Raw genomic sequence first — 20947 nt, 5'->3', positions numbered from 1 at the left:
GGGCGCGGCTTTTTCATGCCTGCTCCCAGGGCATGAACAGGCTGGCGCCGCAGGGCAATGCCAGACCCCTTCGACAGTGCCCGCAGGCCGCACCGGCGGCGAGTGATGACTGGACGCAATACGGGCCCGATCCTTGGGCGCCGATCAGCTATGATTGCGCCTTTCCAATTGATGATTGATTGCTATGACCGCTGCTACCGACACCTTGCTCACCGCCCTTGAAGCCTGCGACATGCTGGAAATCGACGGCCTGCACGCCTTCGATTTCACCCTCGACGAGCAGCGCCTGCTGATCGAGTGCATGGATGGCCGTGCCGCCAAGCGCTGGAGCTTTACCCTGGCCCAGGTGCAGGCCGCGACTTTTGATCAGGCGCTGCAGAGCTGGACCCTGGTCGCTGATTCCGGCGAGCACCGCCTGGTGTGCATGAGCGCGTTCAGTGCCCGCGACGAAGAGGAGAGTGAGCATGAAGATGCGTAATTTCTGGCCGCTGTTGATGGCCGGCAGTGTCGGTGCCATGGCGGTCCAGGCCGCGCCGGCAGAGACCCAGGAACTGCTGGTGGGTTCCTACACCCAAGGGCAGAGCCAGGGCCTGTATCGCCTGCGTTTCAACGAGGGGACCGGGCGGATCGATGCCAAACCGTTGCAAGTGGTGAAGAGCTCCAACCCGTCCTGGCTGACCCTCTCCAAGGACCAGAAATTCGTCTTTGTGGTGAATGAAAACAGCCCGGGGCAGGTTGACCCCATCGGTCGTGTCAGCAGCTACAGCCTGGCGCCCAAGACCCATCAACTGAACCTGATCAACCAGGTGCAGAGCCAGGGCAACGAGCCCACTCATTCCAGCCTGAGCGCCGACGGCAACTACCTGTTCGTCAGCAACTATTCGGTGGACGTGGACCCGGGTGGCAGCCTGGCGGTGGTGCCGGTCAGCGCCGACGGCCATCTGTCGCCGGTGGTGCAGCTCACCAGCCATCCGGGCAGCCGGGTCGATCCCGAGCGCCAGCAGTCGGCCCACGTGCATTCGTCGGTGTCGTCCCCGGACGGCCAGTTCGTGTTCGCCAACGACCTGGGGGCAGACAAGATCTTTGTCTACCGCTACGACCCCAAGGCCAATCCGGAACACCCGCTGACGCCCGCCGAACCGGCCTTTGTCCAGCTGCCCCCAGGCAGCGGTCCGCGCCACTTGCTGTTCAGTGCCGATGGCAAGCGTGCCTACCTGACCCTGGAGATGAGCGCCCAGGTGGCGGTCTTTGACTATCAGGACGGCAAGCTGACCCAGCGTCAGTTGCTGGATCTGGCGGCCAATGGCTCCAAGGAGAAAAAGGCCGCGGCGGCCCTGCATGCCTCCAAGGACGGCCAGTACCTGTATGTCAGCAACCGTGGCACGGCCAACCAGTTGCTGGTGTTCGCCATCGACCCGAGCAACGGCCAGCTCAAGGAGATCCAGCGCCGTTCCGTGGAAGGCGATCACCCGCGGGAGTTCAGCCTCGATCCGAGCAACCGCTACGTGCTGATCGGCAACCAGAAAAGCAATGAAATCGTGGTGATCGAACGTGACGCCAAGACTGGTTTCCTCGGCAAGACGGTGCAGAAACTGCCCTTCGAAGCCCCCAGCGACATGAAGTTCCTGGTGCGTCAATAGACCGCAGGCCCCGGTATCCGGGGCCTGACTGCTTCTATCAATCACGCTGATAATAGCTACTGCCGCAAAGCATTTTTTCCCGCCAACCCTCGGGAGTAAGTTTGCTCAACAGCCCACACGGGCGAGCAAGCCAACTGAATCCGAGGGTTATACCGATGAGCTTCAATCTCTTCTCCGTGATCGCAGCCTCCGCCATTTCCGCCAGCGTGGCCCTGCCAGCCAGCGCCAACGTGGAAATCAGCCGCAAGACATCCTCCACCAACACCTACACCCAGAAGTACCTGCAACAAAGCGCCAACTTCTACGCCGCCCTGGATCACAAGAGCCACGGCTGATCGGCTAGCGTTACGCCTGTGCTGGCTAGCCACCTGGCATGTCCAGCGCGATATCCACGTTGCCCCGTAGCCACTGAGTTCCTCACACGATTTGCGCCCAAGCCGGCATGGCTTGCCGACCTTGCGATCGACAAGCTCTGCTTCATGTCATAGGGGAGGGCGCAAGGGGAAGGTTTGCTCAGGCCTGGCTGATGTCAAGCAATCGAGGCATGGCAATCGCCAGATAATCCTGCGTATCGAGCACCATCGACGCATCCAGCCGCCCCGCGTTGAAGGCTATTTCTGCGTAGCCTGTGGTCAAGGCCGGATCGACGATCAATTGAATGCGCTCATCGAAAACAAAAGGAGGGATGGCGCCGATCCGGCACCCGGTCAGTTCCATGGCGGTTTCGGCCTTCACCAGCTCGGCTTTTTTCCCGCCCAGGGCCGCTCCGACTTTCTTCATGTCCAGCTTCTGGTCGCCCGGCAGTATCACCAGGGCATAGGGTCCGGGCTGCCCCTTGAGGGAGCAAAGCATGGCCTTCGCGCCTTGGCCGGGCTCGGTGCCACGGATTTCGGCGACGCGCGCCGACTGGCCCTCGGCATCGTGCATCAACACCCGGTAGGAGGCTGAGCGGGCATCGAGCAGTGCCACGAGGCGATCGAACATCGGATGCATGTAGTTTTCCTCTGGTTTACAGGAGCATGTCGTAGGACAGTTTGCTGATCAGAATCACCAGCAACACCAGGAATAGAGCCCGGACAAAGGGCACGCCCTTATGAACGGCCAGCCAGGTGCCAGTGAGCGCGCCCAGGATGTTGAATGCCGCCATGGGAATTGCGATCAGGTAGAGCACGTTGCCCGTTGGGATGAAGAACATGAGTGCCGCTACGTTGGTCGCGATGTTCACCAGCTTGGCCGATGCCGAGGCATGCAGAAAGTCGAAGGCGAAGCAGCGGATGAACAGGAAGATCAGGAAGCTGCCAGTGCCGGGACCGAACAGGCCATCGTAGAAACCGATGGCGCCGCCGATGACAATCGCCAGCAGTTTTTCCTTGGTGCCGATGCGCATGGGTTTGTGCAGGGCGCCGAAATCTTTCTTCCAGAAGGTGTAGATCGCCATCAGTACAATCAACACCAGCACCGCCGGCCGGATCATCGACTGAGGTACGAACGACACCGTGGCGGCGCCGAAGAAGGCCATGACAAAGGCCGCGCAGGCGGCGGGGATCACAAGCCCCCAGTTGATCACCACCTTGCGTACGAAGGAGCGGGCCGCGAATGCGGTGCCGCAGGCGGCCGCGACCTTGTTGGTACCCAGCAGCGCCGCCGGCTGAGCGGTGGGGAGCACGTTGAATAGCGCAGGAATCTGGATCAGTCCGCCGCCGCCCACCGCCGCATCGATCAGGCCGGCGGCGAAGGCGAACACGCAAAGGATGACAATATCGACCATGAAATCAGGCTCTGCCTATGTAGGGTTGATGAGGGGCCAGCGGCACCACGCGTGCCGGATCATTGACCCCGAAGACCCGCAACATCCAGCGATCACGGCCGTCGTAGCGGGGTGTAAAACCATCCCGGGCATGCAGGGTTTGCTGGTTCTTGAAGATCAGCATGTCCCCTGGTTGCAGCAGTATGTGGTGCACGACATCGGGATGATCGGCGGCGGCGGCGAACAGTTGGAGGGCAAACTGCGCATTGGCGCAGGTCGCTTCGACACTCGCTTTGTTGTAGCGGCAATACAGGTCACCGGTTGCGCTTCTGTACAGCAAGGGGACGTTTTCCAGCACATTCCCCTGTTTGCCGAAGGAGGCCGGTCGGCGAACGGTGAAGTTCGGTCGTAACAATTCCTCTTCGACACAGGCCGGCAGAATGGCCAGCACCTCGTCAATGGCGACGATGCGCGTCGGCACATCGAGCTCGCAGCGCAGGCCGGTCAGGGACAGGTACTCCGGACAGGCCGACAACTGCGAGACGGGTTCGCAGGTCAAAGGCAGGTGAGGGTTGTCGACGTGCATGCCCAGGTCCGCGCGCGAGCCATAGGAGCTCTTTTCGGTCTCTCGCTTGTGCTTGGGCGATACGTGACGGAACACGGTGTCGTTGCTTTCACCCTCGTAGGCCAGTGGACGGGTTTGCAGAGTTTGCAGCACGGACAAGATAGCCCCGGCCAGCGTCGACACGTTCTCGATACCCGGCTCCAGGTCATAGGGCGTGGCCGGCAGTTGCGGGTCCAGCGGCAGCCCCCTGACGATCATCGCCACGTCACGGGCCTGTGGAAAATTGCGTAGCTGCTGGATTTTCTCCGGGCACAGGGCACTTTCCAGCAGCCGCCCCAGGGCCGGCATGTGGCGGATACCCGAGGCGCTATCGGTCACGTCCAGCGCTGCCAGACCGGCCTGAAGTGTGCGTTGTTCTTCGAGCGACAGATGAATTTGCGGTATCTCCCGTCGGGTCGAAGTCACTGATTTTTTTTCCAGCCATTCATGAGTGACTTCATCAACACAAGCTGCGGCTTTCCCGATTACTTCATCCAGCTTTGACACGTCCTTGCGCTCCTGTTTGCCCCATCCTTGTGGGTTGAGCGGGAAGGTTAACGGAAGGGCCTTTTTTTGTGTTGCAATGCCGCGTTGTGAAAAATGCAATGAGGTGGACAGTGGCATTGAATATGTTGGGGGAACTTGAAGCCTTCGCGACCGTGGCTCGCAAGCGCAGCTTCGTCGCCGCGGCACGGACGCTGGGGCGCTCCCCCAGCGCACTGACCCGTGCCGTTCAAGCCCTGGAGGAAAGTGTGGGGCTCAAGTTGTTCAATCGCTCCTCCAATGCCGTGAGCTTGACCGAAGCGGGTGAATGCTTATTGCCCCACGCGTACAAAATGCTCGACCTGCAACGTGAGGTCGATGAAGACCTGTCCGGTCTCAGCGGCCTGGCCTCCGGCTGGATCCGTTTTTCCGCCCCCGAGTTTCTCGGACAAGGGGTATTGCCCCGGTTGATCGCGCAGTACTGCGAGCGTTATCCAGACGTTAATGTCGATGTGATTTTCACCGATGAGATCATCGACCCGGCCAAGAGCAAGCTGGACTTCTCGATTCGCGGCGCGTTTCCACAATCCAGCGACTTGATCGGCTTTGCGCTCTGGAGTTACTCACGTTATCTGTACGCCAGCCCCGGCTACCTGGAGCGCAACGGCATGCCCGACTCCATCGAGGCACTGGAGTCGCATTCGCTGATCCTGCATACGGCGCCACGGATTCTCAAGGAGTGGAATTTTCGCAGTGAGGAGCAGGCCATCAGCTTTCGGGTTCACCCCAAATTTCGTTTCAGCTCCGGTCTGGCGGTATTCCAGGCGGCCCTGGCGGGCGTCGGGATCGCCCGCTTGGCGGATTGGATGGCGGAGCCCGAAGTGGCAGCGGGGCGCCTGCTCCGGGTTTGTCCTGAGTACAAGCTCACCTCCAGCAGCGGTGAGAGCCCACAGATGCACGCGGTGTACCCGGCCGGAAATTTGCCGCTGCGGGTGAAGGCATTGCTGGAGATGATCCGCGACTTAGGTGAAAGCCTCGAATGTAAACGCGGCTCAGCACAAATTATGCTTGGCAGTGGCACATAGCCATGTGTTTAAATTTGACGCTGAATTATTGACTCTTTCCCGAGCAAGGATCGAAAGCATGCTGACGCGTCTGGCTGTGGTTCTGCTGTTGCTCTATTCCACCCCCATCCTGTCTTCTGCCCAGCCTGTCGAAGGCGAGCCAGAGACCTCTCGCGAGCGTTTGACCAGCCTGTTGCAGGACTGACGTTCGAGGTTGGATTGAGCGTGGCAATCAAGGAAGGAACGGGTCCCGGAATCGGGACCCGTTTGTCTGGGTTCAGTCCTTGGACGAACCGCGTTTTACCAGTTTCATGACCACCACGAAGAACACCGGGACGAAGATCACCGCCAGGGTCGCGGTGATCATGCCGCCGATCACCCCGGTGCCGATGGCCTGCTGGCTGGCGGAACTGGCGCCGGTGGCAATGGCCAGGGGCACCACGCCGAGGATGAAGGCCAGGGACGTCATGACGATCGGCCGCAGACGCAGGCGTGCTGCCTGCACCGTGGCGTCGATCAGGTCGTGGCCTTCGTCGTACAGGCTCTTGGCGAACTCGATGATCAGGATTGCGTTCTTCGCCGACAGGCCGATGATGGTGATCAGGCCGACCTTGAAGAACACGTCGTTGGGCATCCCGCGCAAGCTCACCGCCAGCACCGCACCCAGCACCCCCAGGGGCACCACCAGCAGCACCGAGGTCGGAATCGACCAGCTCTCGTAGAGCGCCGCCAGGCACAGGAACACGATCAGCAGCGACAGGCCCAGCAACAGCGGCGCCTGACTGCCCGAGAGGCGTTCCTGCAGCGACAGACCGGTCCACTCCAGGCCCAGGCCGGCGGGCAACTGGTTCACCAGTCGCTCGACTTCCTGCATGGCTTCACCGGTGCTGTGGCCCGGAGCCGGTTCGCCGGAAATGGCAATCGCCGGGTAGCCGTTGTAGCGGGTCAGCTGGGCCGGCCCCAGGGTCCAGGTGGCGCGGACGAACGCAGACAGCGGCACCATCTTGCCGGCACTATTGCGCACGTTCATCCGCAGCAGGTCCTCGACCTGGCTGCGTTGATCGCCTTCGGCCTGGACCACCACCCGCTGCATGCGTCCCTGGTTGGGGAAGTCGTTGATATAGGCCGAGCCCAGGGCCGTGGACAGCAGGTTGCCGATATCGGCGAAGGACACGCCCAGGGCGTTGGCCTGCTTGCGGTCGACTTCCAGTTGCACCTGGGGCGCTTCGGCCAGGGCGCTCTCGCGGACGTTGGCCAGGATCGGGCTCTTTTCCGTGGCAGCCAGCAGCTCGGTCCGGGCCTGCATCAGCGCGGCGTGGCCGACGCCGCCACGGTCCTGCAGACGGAATTCGAAGCCACTGGAGGTGCCCAGGCCGTCGATCGGCGGCGGCAGTACGGCGTACACCACGGCGTCCTTGATCGCACTCAGGGCACCGTTGGCGCGGTCGGCAATGGCCATGGCCGAGTCGTCGCTGCCCCGTTGCGACCAGTCCTTGAGGGTGGTGAAGGCCAGGGCCGCGTTCTGTCCGCTCCCGGAGAAGCTGAAGCCGAGGATGATGGTGCTGTCGCCCACCCCCGGTTCGCCGGCGTTATGCGCCTCGATCTGTTCCACCACCTTGATCGTGCGGTTCTGGCTGGCCCCGGGCGGCAGCTGGATGTCGGTGATGGTGTAGCCCTGGTCTTCCACCGGGAGGAACGAGGAGGGCAGGCGGCTGAACAGCAGCGCCATGATCGCCAGCAGCGCGACGTAGATCAGCAAGTAGCGACCGGTGCGCTTGAGGGCATAGCTCACGCCGCCCTCGTAGCGGTTGCTCAGGCTTTCGAAACGCCGGTTGAACCAGCCGAAGAAACCGCTGCGTTCATGGTGTTCGCCCTTGGCAATGGGCTTGAGCAGGGTGGCGCACAGGGCCGGGGTCAGGGTCAGGGCGAGGAAGGCCGAGAACAGGATCGAGGTGGCCATGGACAGGGAGAACTGCTGGTAGATCACCCCCACCGAACCCGGCATGAAGGCCATGGGAATGAACACGGCGACCAGCACCAGGGTGATGCCGATGATGGCCCCGGTGATCTGCTTCATGGCCTTGCGCGTGGCCTCCTTGGGCGACAGGCCCTCGGTGGCCATGATCCGCTCGACGTTCTCCACCACCACGATGGCATCGTCCACTAGGATGCCGATGGCCAGCACCATGCCGAACATGGTCAGCACGTTGATGGAGAACCCCAGGGCCAGCATGGTGGCGAAGGTGCCCATCAGCGCCACCGGCACCACCAGGGTCGGGATCAGGGTGTAGCGGATGTTCTGCAGGAACAGGAACATCACCAGGAACACCAGGGCCATGGCTTCCATCAGGGTGTAGATCACTTTGGTGATCGAGACCTTGACGAAGGGTGAGGTGTCATAGGGGATCTTGTATTCCACGCCGGTGGGGAAGTAGCGCGACAGTTCGTCCATCTTGGCGCGGATCAGGGTCGCGGTATTCAGCGCGTTGGCCCCGGGGGACAGCTGCACGCCAACAGCGGTGGAGGGCTTGCCGTTCAGGCGTGTGCCGAACTGGTATTCCTGGCTGCCGACTTCCACCCGCGCCACATCGCCGATGCGCACCGTGGAGCCGTCGGGATTGGCCCGCAGGACAATGTCGGCGAACTCTTCCGGCGTGCTCAGCTGGCCCTTGACCAGGATGGTGGCGGTGATTTCCTGGCTCGACGGGTTGGGCAGATCGCCGATGCTGCCTGCCGGCACCTGGGCGTTTTGCGCGCTGATGGCGGCATTGACGTCCGCCGGGGTCAGGTTGAAACCGATCAGCTTCTGCGGGTCGAGCCAGATGCGCATGGCTCGCTCGGCGCCGTACAGCTGGGCCTTGCCAACCCCGTCCACGCGGCGGATCTCGTTCATCACGTTGCGCGCCAGGTAGTCGCTGAGGGCCACATCGTTGAGGCGCCCGTCATTGGAGGTCAGGGTGATCAGCAACAGGAAGCCGGCGGAGACTTTCTCCACCTGCAGGCCTTGCTGGGTCACGGCCTGGGGCAGGCGCGGCTCCACCGCCTTGAGGCGGTTCTGCACGTCCACCTGGGCCAGCTCCGGGTTGGTGCCGGGCTGGAAGGTGGCAGTGATGGTGGCGCTGCCCAGGCTGCTCTGGGAGGAGAAGTACAGCAGGTGGTCGGCACCGTTGAGCTCCTGCTCGATCAGGCTGACCACCGACTCGTCCAGGGTCTGCGCCGAGGCACCCGGATAGGCCGCGTAGATCTCGATCTGCGGCGGTGCCACGGTGGGGTACTGCGCCACCGGCAGTTGGGGAATCGCCAGGGCGCCACCCAACAGGATGAAGAAGGCGACCACCCAGGCGAATACCGGGCGGTCAATAAAGAATTGCGGCATGTCGTACTACCTACTGGCCAGGATTCTGAGCGAGCGGAAGGGGCGTGTCGTCGATCTGCACCAGCTCGCCGGGACGGGCGTGCTGCAAGCCTTCGACAATGATGCGGTCACCGGGCTTGAGCCCTTCGGTGACGATCCAGCGGTCTTTCTGTACCCCGCCCAGTTGCACCGGGTGTTGCACCACACGGTTTTCGGCATTCACCAGCAACACCTGGGCGACGCCGGCGCTGTCACGCTGGATGGCCCGTTGCGGCACGCTGATGCCCTGCTGGTTGACGGCCTGCTCCAGGCGCACGCGCACGAAGCTGCCGGGCAACAGATCGAGGTCCGGGTTGGGGAACTCGCTACGCAGGATGATCTGCCCGGTGCTCGGGTCGACGCTGATGTCGGCGAACAGCAGTTTGCCCGGCAACGGATAGAGGCTGCCGTCGTCCTGGATCAGGGTGGCCTTGGCCTGGTCCTTGCCCACCTGTTGCAACTGCCCGGCCCGCAAGGCCCGGCGCAGTTCATTGAGCTCACGGGTGGATTGGGTCAGGTCGGCGTGGATCGGGTCCAGTTGCTGGATCAGCGCCAGAGGCGTGGTTTCGTTCTGGCCCACCAGGGCGCCTTCGGTCACCAGGGCGCGGCCGACGCGACCGGAAATCGGCGCGGTAACAGTGGCGAAGTCCAGATTGAGCCTGGCACGTTTGACTGCGGCCTGATTGGCCGCGACTTCGGCATCGGCCTGGCGCCGGGTCGCCCGGGCGTTGTCGTATTCCTGGCCGCTGATGGCCTGGTCGGCGATCAGCTTGGCAAAGCGTTGTTCCTGCAGGCGCGCCTGGAAGGCACTGGCCTCGGCCTTGCGCAGGTTGGCCCGGGCGCTGTCCAGGTCGGCCTGGAAGGGCGCCGGGTCAATGCGGAACAGCACGTCACCCTGCTTGACGTCGGAACCCTCGCGGAAGGTCCGTTGCAGCACCACCCCGGCCACTCGGGCACGGACTTCGGCGATTCGCGGTGCGGCGATGCGCCCGCTCAGTTCGCTGGTGATGGACAGGGCCTGGCTCTGGATCGTCTCGATCCGCACCGTGGCGGTCGGTGGTGTCTGTTCGCTCTCGGTTTGGCCGCAGGCGCTCAGCGCCCCTGCCAGAACCAACAGGCAGAGTGGCGCGAAGAGTTTATTCGACATGCTGATACCCCAATAATGACCTCGGCATGCTAAGGGCATGAGTCAAGGCCCGCTGTGAAGCTGTGTAGGTGCTGTGTGAAAAAGTGTGAAGCAGGCGCGCCCGGGCTGCCGCTGTTGTATATCCTTGGCGCCTCGCTGGTTGTAGCCGGTGCTCTATAAGAAACGCCGGTACTCTGTATTTCTTCAATAAAGACCTCAGCTCATGCCCAATATTCTTCTCGTCGAAGACGACTCCGCCCTCTCGGAACTGATTGCCAGTTATCTGGAGCGCAACGGCTATCAGGTCAGTGTGATCAGTCGTGGCGATCAGGTGCGGGAGCGGGCCAAGAGCAATCCGCCGGACCTGGTGATCCTCGACCTGATGTTGCCGGGGCTGGACGGTTTGCAGGTCTGCCGTTTGTTGCGCGCCGACTCGGCGACTTTGCCGATCCTGATGCTGACCGCGCGCGATGATAGCCATGATCAGGTCCTGGGGCTGGAAATGGGCGCCGACGACTATGTGACAAAACCTTGCGAACCGCGAGTGCTGTTGGCACGGGTGCGTACCTTGTTGCGCCGCAGCAGCCTGAGTGAGCCGCAGACCGCCAGCGACCAGATCCTCATGGGCAACCTGTGCATCGACCTCTCCGAGCGCACCGTGACCTGGCGCGAGCAGTTGGTGGAACTGTCCAGCGGTGAGTACAACCTGCTGGTGGTGCTGGCCCGGCACGCCGGTGAAGTGCTCAGTCGCGACCAGATCCTCCAGCGCCTGCGGGGCATCGAGTTCAACGGCACCGATCGCTCGGTGGACGTGGCCATCTCCAAGTTGCGACGCAAGTTCGACGACCATGCCGGCGAGGCGCGCAAGATCAAGACCGTCTGGGGCAAGGGCTATCTGTTCAGCCGTTCCGAGTGGGAATGCTGAGTCCATGCTGCGCATCCTGATCCGGCTGTACCTGATCACCATCGTCGCCTTCAGCGCAGCGATCTACCTGATCCCCGACCTGGTGATCAAGGTCTTCCACGAGCGTTTCCTGGACTACAACCTGGATCAGTCCCGCGGGCTGCAGAGCTTGATCGTCAAGCAGTTTCGCGCCATGCCTGCGTCCCAGTGGCCGACCCTGGCCGAGGAAATGGACGAGGAGTTCCACCCGCTGCAGGTGGCTCTTGTGCGTATCGACGATGCGGACTTCAGCCTTTACGAACGTGAGCGCCTGGAACGCGGCGAGAAGGTCGTGCGCCTGGGAGACTGGGGCTGGCGCACACTGGCAGTGTCGCCGCTGGATGACCAGCTGGCGGTGAAGCTGGTGGTGCCGCCGGACCCTCTGGACGTCAACCTGCTGTACTGGAGCATCAACGTGCTGATCGTCGCGGTGCTGCTGGCCTGCCTGCTGCTTTGGGTCAGGCCCCACTGGCGCGATCTGGAGCGCTTGAAGCGCACCGCCGAGCGCTTCGGCAAGGGCCACTTGAGTGAACGCACGCAACTGCCCGGCAGCTCCAACATCGGCAGCCTGGCCCATGTCTTCGACACCATGGCCGGGGACATCGAGCAACTCCTGAACCAGCAGCGGGACTTGCTCAATGCGGTGTCCCACGAGTTGCGCACGCCTTTGACCCGGCTGGATTTCGGCCTGGCCCTGGTGCTCTCCGACGATCTGCCTGCCGCCAGCCGCGAGCGTCTGCAAGGGCTGGTGGCGCATATTCGTGAACTGGATGAACTGGTGCTGGAGCTGCTGTCCTACAGCCGCCTGCAGAATCCGGCCTGCCTGCCGGAGCAGGTCGAGGTGTCGCTGGACGAGTTCATCGACAGCATCCTCGGCAGCGTTGACGATGAACTGGAATCGGACATCGTCATCGATGTCCTGCTGCACGGCACCCTGGAGCGTTTCACCCTGGACCCGCGGCTGACTGCCCGGGCCCTGCAGAACCTGCTGCGCAATGCCACCCGTTACTGTGAGAAACGCATCCAGGTGGGCGTGCTGGTCAGCGACGAGGGGTGTGAAATCTGGGTCGACGACGACGGCATCGGCATTCCTGACGACGAGCGCGAGCGGGTATTCGAACCCTTCTACCGCCTGGACCGTAGCCGCGACCGCGCCACCGGCGGATTCGGCCTGGGCCTGGCCATCAGCCGCCGGGCCCTGGAAGCCCAGGACGGCACCCTGACCGTGGAGGCCTCGCCCCTGGGGGGCGCGCGTTTTCGCCTGAGCCTGCCGCCCCCGACCACCCGCTGAACGGCTCCCACGGCCTTGTCGCCGCTGCCGAGCCTGCGATCGCCGACGCAGTCGGCGCAAAGCTGGAACAACGCGGCGTCTGCTCCAGCGTGCCCTCAGGGCCCGTTCGCAGCCTGCGGCAGCGGCTACACAAACCGGCGTGCCTTCAAGGGCGCGCGCCAGCCTGCGGCCAGTCCCGTTTTTGGCCAATGCGCTGCCTTACGGGGCGGCGCCACCACTTGCTATAGTTCGGCCCTCATTTTCCGCCCAGTAAAGGATCACTGCCATGTCCGAATACCAAGCCTTTCGCGTCGAACTCGCTGACAACATCGCCCATGTGCAGATCAATCGGCCGGAAAAGATCAATGCCATGAACGCCGCGTTCTGGAGCGAGATCGTCGAGATCTTCCGCTGGATCGATGACACCGATGCGGTGCGGGTGGTGGTGCTCAGTGGCGCCGGCAAGCATTTTTCCTCAGGTATAGACCTGATGCTGCTGGCTGGCGTGGCCAACGAACTGGGCAAGGACGTGGGCCGCAACGCCCGTCTGCTAAGGCGCAAGATTCTCCAGTTGCAATCCTCCTTCACCGCCGTGGACAACTGCCGCAAGCCCGTGCTGGCGGCGATCCAGGGCTATTGCCTGGGGGGCGCCATCGACCTGATCAGCGCTTGCGACATGCGCTATGCCGCTGACGATGCCCAGTTCTCCATCAAGGAAATCGATATCGGCATGGCGGCGGATGTCGGCACATTGCAACGTTTGCCACGTATCATCGGCGACGGCATGCTGCGCGAGCTGGCCTACACTGGGCGCACCTTCGGTGCCGAGGATGCGCGCAGCATCGGCCTGGTCAACCGCACCTACAGCGATGCCGCCAGCCTGCTGGACGGGGTCATGGAGATTGCCCGGGAGATTGCCGCCAAATCGCCGATCGCGGTCAGCGGCACCAAGGAAATGCTCAGCTACATGCGTGACCACCGGATCGATGACGGCCTGGAATATGTCGCCACCTGGAACGCCGCCATGTTGCAGTCCAACGACTTGCGTGTGGCCATTGCCGCCCACATGAGCAAACAGAAACCCGAATTTCTGGATTGATTGACGATGATTGCACGCTGGACCACCGCAGTACTCGACACCGACCTTCCTGGCGGCTGGGCCGTGGCCCGCGGCCCGGAAGGCTTTCTCCATGACGACAACGGCGCGCTGTTCCCGCGGCACTGGCTCAAGGGCCAGGACCTGCCGCTGCTGGCGGAACACGGCATCGGCCACCTCGATGGCGAGCCGGTGTACCTGCTGGAACTCAGTGGCCGCGCCGAGGTGCCGGGCTGTCGCTGGAAAAGCCTGCGAGCCTTCATGCTGGAGGGCGATCACACCCTGTACAAGGTCCTGGGCTATGCCGCGCAGATTGGCACCTGGGCCCGGGAGCATCGCTTTTGCGGCAGTTGCGGCCGGGCCACGCGGCAAGTGCCGGGGGAGCGGGCAATGTATTGCGAGCCCTGCGATCTGCGGGCCTATCCGCGCATTTCACCGAGCATGATCGTGCTGATCACCCGGGGCGACGAGATTCTTCTGGCCCGTTCTCCGCGTTTCGTTACGGGTGTCTACAGCACCCTGGCCGGCTTTGCCGAGCCCGGTGAGTCGGCGGAGGATTGCCTGATCCGCGAGGTGCGGGAGGAGGTGAGCATCGAGGTCAGGAACATCCAGTACGTGGGCAGTCAGTGCTGGCCGTTCCCGCATTCGATGATGCTGGGCTTCCATGCCGAATACGCCGCTGGCGAGATCATCCCCCAGGAAGACGAGATCGAGGATGCCCAGTGGTTCAACGTGCACGCGCTGCCGCCGTTGCCGGCCTCGCGCTCGATTGCCCGCTACCTGATCGACCTCTATGTGGCGCGCCGTCTAGGCCACGCTGAACCAGTGCTGCCAGGCTAGGCGCACGGTCAACCCCAGGACCACGGTGATGAACACCGGGCGAATGAACTTGGCACCACCGCTGATGGCGGTGCGTGCGCCGAAGAACGCACCGACCATCACCGACAGGCCCATGCACAGGCCGATGATCCAGTCCACCTGCCCGGAGAACACGAACACCGACAGCGCTGCGATGTTGCTGACGAAGTTCATGCTGCGGGCCACGCCGCTGGCCTTGACCAGGTCGATGGGGTAGAGCAGCAGGCTGCTCACGGTCCAGAACGCCCCGGTGCCGGGCCCGGCCACGCCGTCATAGAAGCCCAGGCTGAAGCCCTGGCTCGATTGCCACTTCTTCTTGATCGGTGCGTCGCTGTCCAGCGGCGCCTTGGGGGTGCCGCCGAACAGCAGGTACAGGCCACAGGCGAAGACGATCACCGGCAGCATCTTGTTCAGCCACTCGGCCGGCAGGTAATGGGCGACGATGGCCCCGGTCAGCGCCCCCACCAGGGTGCCGACAATGGCGTGGGTCCATTGGCGGGGGTGGAACAGCTTGCGGCGATAGAAGGTGAAGCTGGCGGTGGCGGAACCGAAGGTCGAACTGAGCTTGTTGGTACCCAGGACCAAGTGCGGCGGCAGCCCGGCCGTCAGCAGGGCCGGCGTGGTGAGCAGCCCGCCGCCGCCAGCGATGGCGTCGATGAAACCGGCGATGAATGCTACGAGGGCGAGAATGGCGAGGGTGGTCAGGTCTACGCTGAGTTCGAAGGGCATGGATTCGGCTTATTGTTCGGCGGGAAGCGCAAAGGGGGCTGCGCGAAAGATCGCCATCTTACCTGCAACCCCGCCCGCTGCGCGACCGCCTCGACCTTGGTCTGATACCCCTATCCCAGGCGCCGGCTTACCGGCGAGTGAGCCCCTGAGTCTTGCGCACGATCAGAGGACGCCCTCACTGGCAAGCCAGCTCCTACGGACGGCGCATGGCCCGGAAAGCGTAGGAGCCGGCTTGCCGGCGAATGGGCCCTTGAGCCTTGTGCACGACCGGAGGGGGCCTTCGCTGGCAAGCCAGCTCCTACGGACGGTGCAGGGAAGGGTCAGCGTTGCGGGCCGTTGCCGATCTGCCAGACAAAAGGCGGTTCGCTGCCGTTGATACGCCAGTCACCGACAATCCGTGCCTTGTAGATCACCGGGTTATGGGACGACACGGTCCGCGCATTGCGCCAATGCCGATCCAGGGCCTTGCCCTGTCGAATGTCCGAAGCCCCCAGGGCATTGAACAGTTCGCTGGTGGCGCGCTGGATCAGTTCGCTCACCACCACCTGGGCCGTGGCCGATTCGATTTCCGCGGCCACATTGGCTTCACGTTCCTTCACCTGATCCCCGGCAAAGCGCGCCAGGTACGCTCGTTGCGCCGGCGCTGCTGCCCGTACTGTCGCCGCCTCGGCGGCATACACCAGGGCTGCAATCTCGCCCACCACCTGCTGCACCTGGGCGTCGGCGCTGACCTGGGGTGCGTTGCCATGGCTGTAGATGCGCTTGCGCACCCGCACTTCGTGAGCCACATCGCGCAGTGCAGCACGGCCGATCCCGGTCAGGGTCGCCAGCAGCACCAGTTGATAGAAGGCGGTCTGGTATTTGAGGCGGGTGGCGAAGTCGATGATGTTCTCGGCCTCCACTTCGGCGTCGGTAAAGCGCGAGGTGCCACTGCCGGTGGTGCGCTGGCCGAAACCGTCCCAGTCATCGCTCTGCTGGATGCCGCTCTGGCGAGTCCTTACGGCGGCAATCACATCGCCGCCGGTATCGCTGCGCTGGGCGTAGACATCGATCCAGTCGGAGAAAATGCTGCCGGTGCTGTAGAACTTTTCGCCATTGAGGCGCCATTTTTCGCCGTCCGGCGTCACCTTGGTGATCACCTGGCCAATCTCCACCGCGCCGATTTCAGTCCAGGCGCAGCCGACGATATCGCCCTCGACAAAACGCTTGAACCACAGGTCCCGGGCCGGGCCAGGGGGCGCATTGAGGCGATCCTCGGCAAAGGCGAAGTGCCCGCGCAGGGCCTGGGGCACATTGGCATCGGCCTCGGCCAGCTCGATCAGCAGTTGAAACAGCTGGGGCAGGGAGGCGCCGCCACCACCGTATTCCACCGGCACCCGCAGCGCGCCGAAGCCGGCCTCCTTGAGCCATTGGATAGGTTCATAAGGCAAGGTGCGGCTGTGCTCGCGCTCCACGGCACCGGCGGCGATCTTCTGGAAGATTGGCCGGAAGCGCTCGGCCAGGGCTTCGTAGTCGACGCCTACGGACAGCGGATTGATTACCTGATGTTCGGTCATGGTGTGGCTCCTGGGGCAGGCAGTAAAAAACAGTAGGTGTCGAAGCTGATTGCACACAGCATGCCGGAATCCCCAGTGCCGGTTTGCCTGGGCGCGGGCGGGGACGGGCATCCGGCAACTGTTGTCCGGGCAACAGTTGATCAACAAATCGGTTGATTGCAGGTTTTTTGGATGGCCTGTCGCAGCTGTTGCAAGTGGCGCTTGCAGGGGCAACGAAGTCGCCCCTGCAACCCTGGCAAGCCGCTGCGGGCCTGGTCCTGCGCCGCGTGGCTGTGCCTTGCCCGGGCTCCGGAACAAGGCTTGCGCCGGCGCTGTCGGGCGCTGGCACGCTTGCTGCTCTGGTCCTTGCACCTTAATCAGTCCCGAGGACCGAACCATGAGTCAGCAAGCCGTCAAATTTGCGTATTGGGTGCCTAACGTCAGTGGCGGGCTGGTGGTGAGCAAGATCGAACAGCGCACCCACTGGGGCATCGACTACAACCGCAAGCTGGCGCAGATCGCCGAAGCGGCGGGCTTTGAATACGCCCTGACGCAGATCCGCTTCACCGCCGGTTACGGCGCCGAATACCAGCATGAGTCGGTGGCCTTCAGCCATGCGCTGTTGGCGGCAACCGACAAGCTCAAGGTGATCGCGGCGATCCTGCCCGGGCCCTGGCAACCGGCCCTGGCGGCCAAGCAACTGGCGACCATCGATCAACTGACCAACGGCCGCATCGCGGTGAACATAGTCAGCGGCTGGTTCAAGGGCGAGTTCCAGGCCATCGGCGAGCACTGGCTCGAACACGATGAGCGTTATCGCCGTTCCGAGGAGTTCATCCGTTCCCTGCGCGGGATCTGGAGCCAGGACCACTTCACCTTCAAGGGGGACTTCTATCGCTTCGACAATTACAGCCTCAAACCCAAGCCCCTGGGGCAACCGGAAATCTTCCAGGGCGGCAGTTCGCGGGCGGCCCGGGACATGGCCGCGAGGGTGTCGGACTGGTACTTCACCAATGGCAACAGCGTGGAGGGGATCAAGGCCCAGGTTGACGATATTCGTGCCAAGGCCGCCGCCAACCAGCATTCGGTGAAAGTCGGGGTGAATGCCTTTGTGATCGCCCGGGACACCGAGGAAGAAGCCCGGGCGGTGCTGGCGGAGATTATCGACAAGGCCGATCCGGAGGCGGTGAATGCCTTTGGCGATGCGGCGAAGCAGGCCGGCAAGGCCTCACCGGAGGGTGAGGGCAACTGGGCCAAGTCCAGTTTCGAGGACCTGGTGCAATACAACGACGGCTTCAAGACCAACCTGATCGGCACCCCGCAGCAGATTGCCCAACGGATTGTCGCCTTGAAGGCGGTGGGGGTGGATCTGGTCCTGGCGGGCTTCCTGCATTTTCAGGAGGAGGTTGAGTATTTCGGCCAGCGCGTACTGCCGTTGGTGCGGGAGCTGGAAGCCCAGGCCCTGCTCAAGGAGCAAGAAGCCGCAGCTTGAATGGCGTGTTGCTTGCCGGCGAAGAGGCCCGCAAGCCTTGCATCGCCCTCGAAGACGCGTTCGCTGGCAAGCCAGCTCCTACGGGAAGGTGTTGTGCGAGGTTGCTTGTAGGAGCCGGCTTGCCGGCGAAAGGGCCCCTGGGTCTTGTGCAAGGCTTGAGGACGCTTTCGCTGGCAAGCCAGCTCCTACGGGGGCGGGTGGGTTACAGGCCCAGGTCGCTGAGGCCTGGATGGTCATCCGGGCGCCGGCCCAGGGGCCAGTGGAATTTGCGCTCGGTTGCCTTGATCGGCATGTCGTTGACGCAGGCAAAACGCCGGGCCATCAGCCCTTGTTCGTCGAACTCCCAGTTCTCGTTGCCGTAGGAGCGGAACCAGTTGCCCGAGTCGTCATGCCATTCATAGGCGTAGCGCACGGCGATGCGGTTGTCGGTAAAGGCCCAGAGTTCCTTGATCAGGCGGTAATCCAGTTCCTTGGCCCATTTGCGGGCAAGGAAGGCCTTGGCCTCTTCGCGGTTGTGGGCGAACTCGGCGCGGTTGCGCCATTGGGTGTCCAGGGTATACGCCAGGGATACCCGTTCCGGGTCCCGGGAGTTCCAGCCATCTTCGGCCAGACGGATCTTTTCAATCGCCGACTCGCGAGTGAAAGGTGGAAGGGGCGGGCGCACTTGAGCGTTAGACGACATGACTTGTCTCCAATAAAAGTTGCTGTTCAAACAAAGCAGTTGCTCTTGTTTAAAACAATCAGAGGTCCAATAACTTTCGCGCCATGCATTGCGCATTATCAGCAGCACTGTGATCGCCCATGACAAGGGCAACGGTAATGGCGCCATCGATCAGGATCAGCAGTTGCGCTGCCAGTTCCTTTGGATGTTGCACGCCATGTTCCTGGCAAAGCTCGGTCACGTAATCGAGCAGTTTCTGTTTATGTTGTTTGGCCACCTGGCGCACCGGGTCCTGGGGATCGCCGGTCTCGCCGCTGGTGTTGATAAAGGCGCAGCCGCGGAAACCTTCGGACTCGAACCAGTCCCTGAGTACGCTGAACAGCGCCAGCAGCCGCTGTGCAGAGCCTTCGGCCTTGCCCACTTCAGTCCTGTACCAGTGCATCCAGCGCTGGTCGCGACGTTCCAGGGCGGCCACCACCAGTTCGTCCTTGTTGCTGAAATAGCGATAGACGCTCTTTCTCGAGACCCCGGCGGTCTTCACCAACAGATCCATGCCAGTGGCGGCAATGCCGCTCTTGTAGATCAGCTTCTCGGTGACGTCGAGGATGATGTCGCGTGTTTCAGAGGGAGTGATTTCGTTCATGGCGCAAAGAGTAGAACGATCGTTCTCCTTGGTCAATCCTGTAATTCAAACTTTTATATTCAGCGGTCTTTCTCACAGGTGCTGGCTTGCCGGCCAAGGTAATTTCCAGGGCAGTGCAAGACTCAAGATGCTTTGCGCCAGCAAGCCGGTTACTTCAGAACGGGCTGACAGGGGACTCAGCCTGTTCCATGGTGTAAGCTCTTGCGCTCTTTGGATTTGAGCCACTGCGAGCCCTATGCCGTCGCTTTTCAAACGTTCCTTGCTGCCCAAACTGCGCAGCTTCCCCCTGGCTGCCGAAGCCTTCACCACTCTGACTGGCGCTGCGCAATTTCGTCGCACTCTGCTGGAGCAAATTGCCCAGGCCCGGCGGCGCATCTATATCGTCGCGCTGTACCTGCAGCAGGATGAGGCCGGTCAGGAAATCCTCGATGCCCTGCATGCCGCCAAGGCCGCGCGCCCGGAACTCGAGGTGCTTGTGGTGGTGGACTGGCTGCGGGCCCAGCGCGGCCTGATCGGCGCCGGCAAGCAGCCGGGCAACTCGGCCTGGTATCAGGAAATGACCCGTACCCATGCCACCGAAGTGCCGATCTACGGCGTGCCGGTGCAGACCCGGGAGCTGTTCGGGGTCCTGCACCTCAAGGGCTTCGTGATCGACGATTGCGTGCTCTACAGCGGCGCCAGCCTGAACAACGTGTACCTGCACAAGTTCGACAAGTACCGCTTCGACCGTTACCACCTGCTGCACAACCGCGCCCTGGCCGACTCCATGCACCATCTGGTGCAGCACGGCCTGGTGGCGTCGCGGGCGGTACATCGCCTGGACCTGCCGAACCTGCCGACCACCCGCAGTCTGCGTAACGACATCGGCGACCTGCGCAGTCGCCTCAAGCACGCCACCTACGACACCACCGCTGGTGGCCTGGACAAGAGCGGGCTGTCGGTCAGTCCGTTGCTCGGCGTCGGCAAGGGCAACCCGCTGAACCGGATCATCTGCGAACTGATCGCCGGGGCCCGCCAGCAACTGACCATCTGCACCCCGTATTTCAACCTGCCCTTGGTGGTGACCCGGGAAATCAATCGGGCCCTGGAGCGCGGGGTAAAGATCGACATCATTGTCGGCGACAAGACCGCCAACGACTTCTATATCCCGCCCAGCGAGCCGTTCAAGGTCATCGCGGCCCTGCCTTACCTGTACGAGATCAGCCTGCGACGCTTTGCCAAGCGCCACCAGAAAGTCATCGACAGCGGCCTGCTCAACCTGCACCTGTGGCGTGACGGCGACAACACCTACCACCTCAAGGGCCTGTGGGTGGATGAGCGCTACACCTTGCTTACCGGCAACAACCTCAATCCCCGGGCCTTCCGCCTGGACCTGGAGAACGCCCTGTTGCTGGACGATCCCAAGGGCGAGTTGCTGGAGGCGCGTCGTGCCGAACAGGCCGAGATCTACCGCCATACCCGGCGCATCGAGCACTTCCAGTACCTGGACAGCCTGGTGGACTACCCCGAGGCGGTGGGCAAGTTCCTGCGTCGAGTCAGCCGAGTGCGCATCGAACGCCTGCTCTACCGCATGCTGTAGCCTGTAGCCGCTGCCGAGCCTGCGAGGCTGCGCAAAGGTCCGTAGGACCTTCAGCGCTCCGAAGAACGACGCTTCCTGCAGAG

The 20947-nt window shown here is 62.9% G+C and carries 20 protein-coding genes; 11 read left to right on the top strand and 9 right to left on the bottom strand.

The features are described 5' to 3' along the window. Positions 1–184 precede the first annotated feature (184 nt). The 3 genes from PQT43_RS13335 to PQT43_RS13325 all read left to right on the top strand — a co-directional run bounded on the left by PQT43_RS13335 (position 185) and on the right by PQT43_RS13325 (position 1975). A complete protein-coding gene (locus PQT43_RS13335; protein ID WP_102865212.1) occupies positions 185–478 on the top strand; it encodes a DUF5629 family protein in 294 nt (97 codons plus the stop codon). Continuing rightward, positions 465–1640, top strand: a complete 1176-nt coding sequence (locus PQT43_RS13330) for a lactonase family protein (protein WP_272754084.1) — start codon at positions 465–467, stop codon at positions 1638–1640. The genes PQT43_RS13335 and PQT43_RS13330 overlap by 14 nt, the downstream gene beginning before the upstream one ends. A 155-nt stretch (positions 1641–1795) precedes the next feature. Continuing rightward, a complete protein-coding gene (locus tag PQT43_RS13325) occupies positions 1796–1975 on the top strand; it encodes a hypothetical protein (RefSeq protein ID WP_272754083.1) in 180 nt (59 codons plus the stop codon). A 178-nt stretch (positions 1976–2153) separates the two neighbouring features. On the opposite strand, the gene PQT43_RS13320 is transcribed toward PQT43_RS13325, so the two are convergent. Genes PQT43_RS13320 through PQT43_RS13310 form a run of 3 tightly spaced genes read right to left on the bottom strand, consistent with a single transcriptional unit; the run spans position 2154 to position 4615 of the window. Continuing rightward, the gene (locus PQT43_RS13320) at positions 2154–2633 is read right to left on the bottom strand and encodes a YbaK/prolyl-tRNA synthetase associated domain-containing protein (RefSeq protein ID WP_080963096.1); all 480 of its coding nucleotides are present in this window, start codon (positions 2631–2633) and stop codon (positions 2154–2156) included. A gap of 16 nt (positions 2634–2649) precedes the next feature. Beyond that, the gene (locus PQT43_RS13315) at positions 2650–3408 is read right to left on the bottom strand and encodes a sulfite exporter TauE/SafE family protein (RefSeq protein ID WP_102865209.1); all 759 of its coding nucleotides are present in this window, start codon (positions 3406–3408) and stop codon (positions 2650–2652) included. 4 nt (positions 3409–3412) lie between these two features. Then, on the bottom strand, positions 3413–4615 hold the full coding sequence (locus PQT43_RS13310) for a TauD/TfdA family dioxygenase (RefSeq protein ID WP_249735879.1): 1203 nt from the start codon (positions 4613–4615) through the stop codon (positions 3413–3415). On the opposite strand from PQT43_RS13310, the gene PQT43_RS13305 reads away from it, so the two are divergent. Both PQT43_RS13305 and PQT43_RS13300 read left to right on the top strand, forming a co-directional pair. Then, positions 4609–5559, top strand: a complete 951-nt coding sequence (locus tag PQT43_RS13305; RefSeq protein WP_102879613.1) for a LysR family transcriptional regulator — start codon at positions 4609–4611, stop codon at positions 5557–5559. The two genes, PQT43_RS13310 and PQT43_RS13305, sit on opposite strands and share 7 nt — an antisense overlap. Before the next feature lie 58 nt (positions 5560–5617). After that, complete coding sequence (locus PQT43_RS13300) at positions 5618–5743, top strand: hypothetical protein (protein WP_016965043.1); 126 nt, start codon at positions 5618–5620, stop codon at positions 5741–5743. Positions 5744–5815: 72 nt separating this feature from the next. Here PQT43_RS13300 and PQT43_RS13295 read toward each other — a convergent pair whose 3' ends face one another. Beyond that, positions 5816–8914, bottom strand: coding sequence for an efflux RND transporter permease subunit (locus PQT43_RS13295; RefSeq protein ID WP_272754080.1), 3099 nt, complete (start codon positions 8912–8914; stop codon positions 5816–5818). 10 nt (positions 8915–8924) lie between these two features. Next, on the bottom strand, positions 8925–10079 hold the full coding sequence (locus tag PQT43_RS13290; protein ID WP_272754079.1) for an efflux RND transporter periplasmic adaptor subunit: 1155 nt from the start codon (positions 10077–10079) through the stop codon (positions 8925–8927). Between the two features lie 202 nt (positions 10080–10281). On the opposite strand from PQT43_RS13290, the gene PQT43_RS13285 reads away from it, so the two are divergent. The 4 genes from PQT43_RS13285 to nudC all read left to right on the top strand — a co-directional run bounded on the left by PQT43_RS13285 (position 10282) and on the right by nudC (position 14207). After that, positions 10282–10983, top strand: a complete 702-nt coding sequence (locus PQT43_RS13285) for a response regulator transcription factor (protein ID WP_102879610.1) — start codon at positions 10282–10284, stop codon at positions 10981–10983. Between the two features lie 4 nt (positions 10984–10987). Then, positions 10988–12292, top strand: a complete 1305-nt coding sequence (locus tag PQT43_RS13280; RefSeq protein WP_102879609.1) for an ATP-binding protein — start codon at positions 10988–10990, stop codon at positions 12290–12292. Between the two features lie 265 nt (positions 12293–12557). Further along, the gene (locus PQT43_RS13275) at positions 12558–13370 is read left to right on the top strand and encodes a crotonase/enoyl-CoA hydratase family protein (protein WP_272754078.1); all 813 of its coding nucleotides are present in this window, start codon (positions 12558–12560) and stop codon (positions 13368–13370) included. Positions 13371–13376: 6 nt separating this feature from the next. Further along, positions 13377–14207, top strand: coding sequence for an NAD(+) diphosphatase (gene nudC / locus PQT43_RS13270; protein ID WP_102865201.1), 831 nt, complete (start codon positions 13377–13379; stop codon positions 14205–14207). On the opposite strand, the gene PQT43_RS13265 is transcribed toward nudC, so the two are convergent. Both PQT43_RS13265 and PQT43_RS13260 read right to left on the bottom strand, forming a co-directional pair. Continuing rightward, positions 14175–14954, bottom strand: coding sequence for a TSUP family transporter (locus PQT43_RS13265; protein WP_011061548.1), 780 nt, complete (start codon positions 14952–14954; stop codon positions 14175–14177). The genes nudC and PQT43_RS13265 overlap by 33 nt on opposite strands. A 320-nt stretch (positions 14955–15274) precedes the next feature. Then, positions 15275–16510, bottom strand: a complete 1236-nt coding sequence (locus PQT43_RS13260) for an acyl-CoA dehydrogenase family protein (RefSeq protein ID WP_272754076.1) — start codon at positions 16508–16510, stop codon at positions 15275–15277. A gap of 376 nt (positions 16511–16886) precedes the next feature. On the opposite strand from PQT43_RS13260, the gene sfnG reads away from it, so the two are divergent. Further along, positions 16887–17981 (top strand): dimethylsulfone monooxygenase SfnG, encoded by a 1095-nt coding sequence (gene sfnG / locus PQT43_RS13255; RefSeq protein WP_102865199.1) that lies wholly within the window; start codon positions 16887–16889, stop codon positions 17979–17981. Between the two features lie 202 nt (positions 17982–18183). On the opposite strand, the gene PQT43_RS13250 is transcribed toward sfnG, so the two are convergent. Both PQT43_RS13250 and PQT43_RS13245 read right to left on the bottom strand, forming a co-directional pair. After that, a complete protein-coding gene (locus tag PQT43_RS13250) occupies positions 18184–18663 on the bottom strand; it encodes a nuclear transport factor 2 family protein (protein WP_016965720.1) in 480 nt (159 codons plus the stop codon). A 58-nt stretch (positions 18664–18721) separates the two neighbouring features. Further along, on the bottom strand, positions 18722–19285 hold the full coding sequence (locus PQT43_RS13245) for a TetR/AcrR family transcriptional regulator (protein ID WP_272754074.1): 564 nt from the start codon (positions 19283–19285) through the stop codon (positions 18722–18724). Between the two features lie 235 nt (positions 19286–19520). On the opposite strand from PQT43_RS13245, the gene pssA reads away from it, so the two are divergent. Then, complete coding sequence (gene pssA / locus PQT43_RS13240) at positions 19521–20864, top strand: CDP-diacylglycerol--serine O-phosphatidyltransferase (protein ID WP_102865196.1); 1344 nt, start codon at positions 19521–19523, stop codon at positions 20862–20864. Positions 20865–20947: the final 83 nt, after the last annotated feature.

The sequence above is a fragment of the Pseudomonas sp. BLCC-B112 genome (assembly GCF_028550695.1).
GTDB classification, from domain to species: Bacteria; Pseudomonadota; Gammaproteobacteria; order Pseudomonadales; family Pseudomonadaceae; genus Aquipseudomonas; species Aquipseudomonas danubii.
Note: the sequence above shows the minus strand (reverse complement) of the source record. Positions and strands in the feature narration are given on the sequence as shown.

Excerpts from the sequence above, each read along its gene's own strand:
- PQT43_RS13265 (WP_011061548.1), bottom strand. The coding sequence starts at position 14,954 with ATGCCCTTCGAACTCAGCGTAGACCTGACCACCCTCGCCATTCTCGCC.
- PQT43_RS13335 (WP_102865212.1), top strand. The coding sequence starts at position 185 with ATGACCGCTGCTACCGACACCTTGCTCACCGCCCTTGAAGCCTGCGAC.
- PQT43_RS13280 (WP_102879609.1), top strand. The coding sequence starts at position 10,988 with ATGCTGCGCATCCTGATCCGGCTGTACCTGATCACCATCGTCGCCTTC.
- sfnG (WP_102865199.1), top strand. The coding sequence starts at position 16,887 with ATGAGTCAGCAAGCCGTCAAATTTGCGTATTGGGTGCCTAACGTCAGT.
- PQT43_RS13315 (WP_102865209.1), bottom strand. The coding sequence starts at position 3,408 with ATGGTCGATATTGTCATCCTTTGCGTGTTCGCCTTCGCCGCCGGCCTG.
- PQT43_RS13290 (WP_272754079.1), bottom strand. The coding sequence starts at position 10,079 with ATGTCGAATAAACTCTTCGCGCCACTCTGCCTGTTGGTTCTGGCAGGG.
- PQT43_RS13245 (WP_272754074.1), bottom strand. The coding sequence starts at position 19,285 with ATGAACGAAATCACTCCCTCTGAAACACGCGACATCATCCTCGACGTC.
- PQT43_RS13295 (WP_272754080.1), bottom strand. The coding sequence starts at position 8,914 with ATGCCGCAATTCTTTATTGACCGCCCGGTATTCGCCTGGGTGGTCGCC.
- pssA (WP_102865196.1), top strand. The coding sequence starts at position 19,521 with ATGCCGTCGCTTTTCAAACGTTCCTTGCTGCCCAAACTGCGCAGCTTC.
- PQT43_RS13325 (WP_272754083.1), top strand. The coding sequence starts at position 1,796 with ATGAGCTTCAATCTCTTCTCCGTGATCGCAGCCTCCGCCATTTCCGCC.
- PQT43_RS13250 (WP_016965720.1), bottom strand. The coding sequence starts at position 18,663 with ATGTCGTCTAACGCTCAAGTGCGCCCGCCCCTTCCACCTTTCACTCGC.
- PQT43_RS13330 (WP_272754084.1), top strand. The coding sequence starts at position 465 with ATGAAGATGCGTAATTTCTGGCCGCTGTTGATGGCCGGCAGTGTCGGT.
- PQT43_RS13300 (WP_016965043.1), top strand. The coding sequence starts at position 5,618 with ATGCTGACGCGTCTGGCTGTGGTTCTGCTGTTGCTCTATTCCACCCCC.
- PQT43_RS13260 (WP_272754076.1), bottom strand. The coding sequence starts at position 16,510 with ATGACCGAACATCAGGTAATCAATCCGCTGTCCGTAGGCGTCGACTAC.
- PQT43_RS13285 (WP_102879610.1), top strand. The coding sequence starts at position 10,282 with ATGCCCAATATTCTTCTCGTCGAAGACGACTCCGCCCTCTCGGAACTG.
- PQT43_RS13320 (WP_080963096.1), bottom strand. The coding sequence starts at position 2,633 with ATGCATCCGATGTTCGATCGCCTCGTGGCACTGCTCGATGCCCGCTCA.
- PQT43_RS13310 (WP_249735879.1), bottom strand. The coding sequence starts at position 4,615 with ATGCCACTGTCCACCTCATTGCATTTTTCACAACGCGGCATTGCAACA.
- nudC (WP_102865201.1), top strand. The coding sequence starts at position 13,377 with ATGATTGCACGCTGGACCACCGCAGTACTCGACACCGACCTTCCTGGC.
- PQT43_RS13275 (WP_272754078.1), top strand. The coding sequence starts at position 12,558 with ATGTCCGAATACCAAGCCTTTCGCGTCGAACTCGCTGACAACATCGCC.